The sequence below is a fragment of the Microcystis sp. M113S1 genome (assembly GCF_020246945.1).
Taxonomy (GTDB): Bacteria; Cyanobacteriota; Cyanobacteriia; order Cyanobacteriales; family Microcystaceae; genus Microcystis.
Genome location: NZ_JADBSA010000299.1, coordinates 1 through 6,002, shown reverse-complemented (window position 1 = coordinate 6,002; position 6,002 = coordinate 1). Strand labels below are relative to the sequence as shown.

10 protein-coding genes and 1 pseudogene are annotated in these 6,002 nt (G+C 42.8%); 8 read left to right on the top strand and 3 right to left on the bottom strand.

The annotated features are described in order from the left end of the window. The first annotated feature begins 207 nt into the window (after positions 1-207). Positions 208-1,134 (top strand): RluA family pseudouridine synthase, encoded by a 927-nt coding sequence (locus IM319_RS15200; protein ID WP_287078416.1) that lies wholly within the window; start codon positions 208-210, stop codon positions 1,132-1,134. On the opposite strand, the gene bioU is transcribed toward IM319_RS15200, so the two are convergent. Continuing rightward, the gene (gene bioU / locus IM319_RS15195) at positions 1,131-2,132 is read right to left on the bottom strand and encodes a (S)-8-amino-7-oxononanoate synthase BioU (protein ID WP_287736128.1); all 1,002 of its coding nucleotides are present in this window, start codon (positions 2,130-2,132) and stop codon (positions 1,131-1,133) included. The genes IM319_RS15200 and bioU overlap by 4 nt on opposite strands. 309 nt (positions 2,133-2,441) lie before the next feature. Between bioU and IM319_RS15190 the strand changes: the two genes are divergently transcribed. The 7 genes from IM319_RS15190 to IM319_RS15160 all read left to right on the top strand — a co-directional run bounded on the left by IM319_RS15190 (position 2,442) and on the right by IM319_RS15160 (position 5,139). Then, a complete protein-coding gene (locus IM319_RS15190) occupies positions 2,442-2,657 on the top strand; it encodes a DUF2997 domain-containing protein (protein ID WP_286825012.1) in 216 nt (71 codons plus the stop codon). Between the two features lie 44 nt (positions 2,658-2,701). Continuing rightward, positions 2,702-3,088 carry a DUF1257 domain-containing protein gene (locus IM319_RS15185; RefSeq protein WP_286825013.1) on the top strand — a complete coding sequence of 129 codons (387 nt, stop codon included), beginning with the start codon at positions 2,702-2,704 and terminating at the stop codon, positions 3,086-3,088. Continuing rightward, on the top strand, positions 3,088-3,495 hold the full coding sequence (locus IM319_RS15180; RefSeq protein ID WP_287736126.1) for a ferredoxin: 408 nt from the start codon (positions 3,088-3,090) through the stop codon (positions 3,493-3,495). Before IM319_RS15185 ends, IM319_RS15180 begins: the two co-directional genes overlap by 1 nt. Before the next feature lie 244 nt (positions 3,496-3,739). After that, positions 3,740-4,042 carry a hypothetical protein gene (locus IM319_RS15175; protein ID WP_286825016.1) on the top strand — a complete coding sequence of 101 codons (303 nt, stop codon included), beginning with the start codon at positions 3,740-3,742 and terminating at the stop codon, positions 4,040-4,042. Then, positions 4,043-4,432 carry a toxin-antitoxin system TumE family protein gene (locus tag IM319_RS15170; protein ID WP_286825017.1) on the top strand — a complete coding sequence of 130 codons (390 nt, stop codon included), beginning with the start codon at positions 4,043-4,045 and terminating at the stop codon, positions 4,430-4,432. A 194-nt stretch (positions 4,433-4,626) separates the two neighbouring features. Next, positions 4,627-4,896: a type II toxin-antitoxin system toxin DhiT gene (gene dhiT, locus IM319_RS15165; RefSeq protein ID WP_287736123.1), complete on the top strand. Its 270-nt coding sequence runs from the start codon at positions 4,627-4,629 to the stop codon at positions 4,894-4,896. Further along, the gene (locus IM319_RS15160; protein ID WP_271972538.1) at positions 4,897-5,139 is read left to right on the top strand and encodes a DUF2442 domain-containing protein; all 243 of its coding nucleotides are present in this window, start codon (positions 4,897-4,899) and stop codon (positions 5,137-5,139) included. It begins immediately after the preceding gene. 292 nt (positions 5,140-5,431) lie between these two features. Here the strand turns inward: IM319_RS15160 and IM319_RS15155 are convergent, their stop codons facing one another. Then, positions 5,432-5,914: a Uma2 family endonuclease gene (locus IM319_RS15155; RefSeq protein ID WP_287736120.1), complete on the bottom strand. Its 483-nt coding sequence runs from the start codon at positions 5,912-5,914 to the stop codon at positions 5,432-5,434. Continuing rightward, positions 5,886-6,002: pseudogene (locus IM319_RS15150) on the bottom strand (IS1 family transposase); the annotation flags it as partial. The pseudogene IM319_RS15150 and the gene IM319_RS15155, both read right to left, overlap by 29 nt.

Here is a 6,002-nt window from a genome sequence, read left to right as displayed (position 1 = left end):
TGGTCAACTACCTAATTTTCAGGGAAAAAGTACCTGAATTTTCCCCCTGATCACTCCCATGCCTGGTACTTTTTGATTGACAAAAAGTCTAAAAGTCTTACCCAACAAGGTTTTTAGATTTATTCAGCAGACCCTAAGTAGATTAACTAATCTCCAGTCAGTTTTTCTTGATTCCCCGACACCCTACACCCTGATCACTAAAAACCGATGAACCAATTAAACTTAGAAGTTGCGGGAAAAAAAGAACGTTTAGATGCTTGGATGGGGTCACAATTGCCCGATTTATCGAGATCGAGGCTGCAAAAACTGATAGAACAGGGATATATACAGTTAAATGGTCAAATTTGCACTAATAAAAATACTAAAGTTGGTCAAGGCGATCGCTTAAAGATTACCATTCCCGACAGTCAACCCCTGGAATTAACCGCCGAGGCGATCGAGCTTGATATTCTTTACGAAGACGAATATCTGATTATTATCAATAAACCTGCCGATTTAGTGGTTCATCCGGCTCCCGGCCACGAATCGGGAACCTTGGTCAACGCTTTACTGCATCACTGCCCGAATTTAGCCGGAATTGGTGGAATTCAACGCCCTGGTATAGTCCACCGCTTAGATAAGGATACCACGGGTGCGATCGTTATTGCCAAAACCGACCAGGCCCATCAACACCTACAGGCACAATTAAAAACCAAAACTGCCCGCCGGGAATACATCGCCCTCGTCCACGGTGTCCCCAAAACGGAGACAGGTACAATTGATCTGCCGATCGGTCGTCACCGCAGCGATCGCCAAAAGATGGCGATTATTGCCGTGGAAAAAGGAGGTAGAAATGCCGTCACTCACTGGCAAGTCAAGGAAAGACTGGGCAACTACACCTTAATGGAATTTCGCCTAGAAACTGGCAGAACTCATCAAATTCGCGTTCATAGCAGCCAAATCGGTCATCCGATTCTTGGGGATCCCCTCTATAGTTCAGGTCGTTCCATCGGGATTAATCTACCCGGGCAATTACTCCATGCCCATCGTTTAATTTTAGTACATCCGGTCACGGGAGAGAGCCTAGAAGCGATCGCCCCCTTACCCGCTATTTTCCCGAAAGTTTTAGGTATTTTACGGCAGAGAAACCCCTAGCGCACAAATTGGGGCATAATCTCCGCTGCTGTCCATAATCCGTAGATACCGCGACGATGTAGGGAAACCCCCGCTTTCAGATAACCAAAAGCTGGCCCGCAGACATTAGCCGCCATACTGGTTTCATCACCCAAAGTGAAGGTATGGGTGGAAATTTTGCCTTCAAAAGTCCGCCCCGTGACTTTAACATTGGTACTCAAGGGCTTTTTCGGGTTGCGCGTATCCACCACACCCCCGACGGAAACCCGATCGCGTCCACAAATTCCGGCTAATTCCAGCATAATATCGTCTGCGTGTTCCATATTTTCGAGGCTGAGAATGCCATTGGTTTTATTTAACAGCATTTCCACTTCCGCATCACTCATCCAGTGCGCCGTTTCTGGGTCGTAACCGGGTAAATGGGCGATATCTTCGCGAATAGTGGCACGATAAGCCTCCCAGTTGGCGATTCCCACGCCAAAGGTAATTTTAACGCTATGAATCTCCCCATAACTCTGGGCTGCTAGGGCGGCAGCCGCAGTTAACAGTCCGGGGGTAGCACCGCAGCCCGTCATGTAGGTGATGCCGGCGGCTTCTAGGTCTGCTTGTAGTGCTAAGATTTGTTCCATGGCGCTGGTGCGTTTGAGGGCATCGACTAAAACCCCGCGCCAACCTAAGCGAATGAAAGTTTTAGCGATATCGGCCATGAAATTGTTAGGTAAATTCGGTAAGGCGAGAAAATAGCCTTCTACGTCGGCAGTTTTGATTAATTCCTCGATACTGTTCTCGCTGAGACTGCCGTAATTTTCCAGATAACCGATCGAACCTTGGTCATGATAAATTTTGTTACAGGTATTGACATCTAGACCGTCTTTGTGGTAGGCAAAACCGGCTTTATCGGCGGCGGCAGTCCAAAGCATTTCCTGTTTGGGGGCGAGAATTCTAGCGGCAGCCTGTCCCAAACCACCAAAACCCAAAACACCGATCCGAAGGCGATCGCTGGCTGTTTGTTTATTCATTTTGTTCTGATTCCTATAGACAAAATTCTATGATCTCGGCGGTCGTGGTTCGCCGTTGCATCTCCTTTATTTTCAATTTATCGCTTCAGGTCGTCTTTTTTGTGTAGTTTTGTTAAATTATGCCTCCTCGGTCAAGGTTCGCCCTTGACGATGAAGAAAAGTTACGGGAAACTTACAAAAAATGAAAGTGGTTGGGTGAGATAATATAAAGTTTTGCTAAAATTTTAACCAGATTGCTACGATTAGCAAACTATCGTAAATTAAAACGATAGGGAGCTTTGCAAACCCCAGATCACGCTGAGAAGAGCTATGAGCATGGAAAGCCTAGAGTTTATTATCTATCCCGATGGTCGCGTCATGGAAAAGGTGACAGGCATAGTCGGTTCATCTTGTCAAGAGGTGACGGCGGCGATCGAGGCACAACTCGGGCAGCTGATGTCTCAAGAGAAAACCTCGGATTATTACCATCAAACCGTCAGCCAGTCAGAGAAAGTCAGCAACAAAGCCACTTTTAGCGACTGGTAATTTTTCATCTTTCCCAATCCCATTATTTAAGCCACTGAAAAACCATGTCACACTTTAGCAATATCAAAACCAAAATCCGCGATCTATCCTACCTAAAAGCCGCCCTAACGGATATGGGTATGGAATGGAAAGAGGGTTCTCACCCTGTCAAAGGTTATCAAGGTCAAACTTTAACCGCAGAGGTGGTAATTGAACAAGATAACAATTACGATATCGGTTTTCGCTGGAATGGTAACGAGTACGAGTTAGTTGCCGATTTGCAATACTGGCAACAACCCCTAACCGTAGAAGGATTTTTAAGAAAAGTAAATCAAGGTTATGCCTACCACACCATTCTGGCAGAAACTGCTAAACAGGGTTTTCAGGTGGCAGCACAGGAAAAAAATACTGATGGTTCTATTCGTCTAGTGGTACAACGTTGGAGTGCCTAATGGCTGATTTTTCTCCCGAACGCTCTGGTTTTGAACCAGAGTTGGGGGGATTCCTAAGAGATTCCCCCGATCGCACTGGTTTTGAACCTGAATTGGGCGGTTTACTGGGCCAGAAAGCGGTTTACGTCGATGAGGTCACTTGTATCGGTTGTAAACACTGCGCCCACGTTGCCCCCAATACCTTTTTTATTGAAGGCGAATACGGTCGCTCTCGCGTCTATAATCAGGACGGTGACGAGGAAGAAATTATTCAAGAAGCGATCGAGACTTGTCCGGTTAACTGTATTCACTGGGTTAATTATCATCAGTTGTCATCCCTTGAGGAAGAACGCAAACATCAAGTGATTAAACAGTTAGGTTTTCCTCAGATTCACAAGAAATTTAGCCCCGCAGATTTAGACATTTAGGGTGGATAGGTGCAGCCTCATCCATCCATTATTTCCTAGCAGTCATGGCAGCGGTTCTCGATCGAATCTGCTACAGTTCTCAGGGGAAATAATCCTAAATCCGTTGAGTATAGGCTACCTATCAGGATAGGCAAGAGGCAAGAGGCAACCCCCCCTGCCCCCCGACATCGGGGGGGTAGGAGGAATAGATAATCAGTCTTTAATAACTGGATTTAGTATAATCCTATCTCGGATTTTAACGATAATGAATACCCAACTGATTGATTCTCTCGCACGAATTATTCTCTCTCTCTCCGAGGAAGAAAGAGAGTTACTGAATCGAAAAATTGAGAGCGAACAACGGGAAAATTTGCAGATTAACGCTCAAATTTTGGATTTAGAAAACCGTGTCAAGCAATACGAAAATCAATATCGCATGAGTTCGGAAGAATTCTATCCTAGATTTCGTTCCGGTGAGCTAGGGGACGATATGGATTATTTCGAGTGGAATGTTTATTATGAAATGCTATTGGCAGCTAGAAAAGAGATAGGTTTACGGTGGAATTAGATGGAGATAGTCGATTATATTCCCCTAGTTAAACGGAAATTATCCGAGAGTTCGATCGTCAAGTCTTTTACGATTGTCGATGAAAGAATTTTATTCGATCGAGGCTATTTCCGAGCGAGAGTCCTTTTAACGAACGGAGATTTTTTAGAAATTGCTGAAGCTTTTACCTCGATCGATCAACGCATCGTTACGATAAGCTATCGCTATCAATGGATGGACGCAAGCAAACAGAAGTTAAGAAAACGCTGGGATAACGTGGAACATTTTCCCGATCTAGCCAATTTTCCCGATCATGTCCATGTGGGAGACGAGTTAAACGTTCAACCAAGCGAATCTAGAAATATTTTACAAATTATCACCGTAATCGAGCGCGAGATCGAGATTTTGTAAACATAACGCGTCCTAGAGCGAAACCAACTCCTATAACTCGCCAAATCCTGAGCAAGTTGCGAGAATTATCCGATTGGAGGATAAATACCTGACTATTTCCCGAAATATTGATCCATGAAAAGTAACGCGCCGACTTATCGGATTTTCCTTCGCTATAATAAACCTATCCCTCTCAAATAACCACAAGGATACAAATGCCAGCCATATCCATGTTTTACGGAATTATTATTTATATGTACTTCATGGACAATAAACAACACCATAAACCTCACATTCATGCTAGATATCAAAATTCGGAAGTCATTGTCGCCATTCCAGATGGAGAAATTCTTGAAGGAGCTATTCCTAATGCTAAAATGAAATTACTTTCCGCTTGGATCGAGATTCATCAAGATGAATTGATGGCTAACTGGGAACTCGCTATTTCAGGACAACAACCGTATAAAATTGAACCACTGAGATAAATGATGAATCCTAGAGTTAAAGAAGTTATCCCTTTGCCCAACTATCAATTACAACTCATCTTTACTAATGAAGAAAAGAAAATTTATGATTGTTCACCACTGCTTGATTTTGGCATCTTTCAAGAACTTAAAAACCAACATTATTTTAATCAAGTAAAAGTTCTAGATGGTACGGTAACTTGGCCGAACGAACAAGATATCTGTCCGGATACTCTGTATCTTGACTCCATTTCCCAAACCTAGAACAGTTCGAGCGAGGAAACCCAACAACAAAAGTAACGCTCCCACTGATCAGATTTTCTTTCGCTACAGCCTTTCTCAGAAAGATGAGGTTAGTTATTGTTGCTAAAATACTTGATGAGTAAGGATTAATCTGTACTTCATCTCTAGGAGAAAGAGTGAGAAATTTTCTATTTACCCAGTGATTACTGTGGGGAGGGAAAAGTTAGAGGCAATCGGGGCAAAATGATAAGTATTTTATATGCAAATACCTTCAATACTTAAAAATATTTAAATTTACAATTGGTAATATTTATTAACTAAAATTCTCTAAAGCTTCAAACTGACGTAAGGCAATACTAGAACCTTGATTCCAGCCTAATTCTACATAATAGGGTAAAAGTTTCTTGATATTTATATCGGGAAAGAGACGACTATTTTCGCTTTCTTGATAACTGTCTTCTCTGAACAGATATATTTTTAATTCTTCCCGACGATAAACCCACAATTCAGGGATTTTTAGCAATTGATAGGCCTCTACATCAGTCAGGGAAGTAAAATCCACTTCTATAGCTAAATCGGGAGGAGGATCGACAGTTAAATCAATTCTCTCTTTGCCTAAAATTGCCTGTCTATTATCAATATAAAAACAAGTATCTGGTTCTACTCCCGCTTCTCCCGGCATTTTCAAGGTAATTGGATCAAAACATTGCCAGTCTTTGCCTTGACGACGAAGGATAATTTTTGGCGTTGTCAGATGTAAAGATGAATCAAGCAAAAGTGTAGGGAACTGGAACATCCTTAAACTTAAGGTAATGAATTAGAAACGGTAGGGAATTTTCTAACATTTTGACACATTTTGAATAGCAGAGAGTCTGACGATGAAG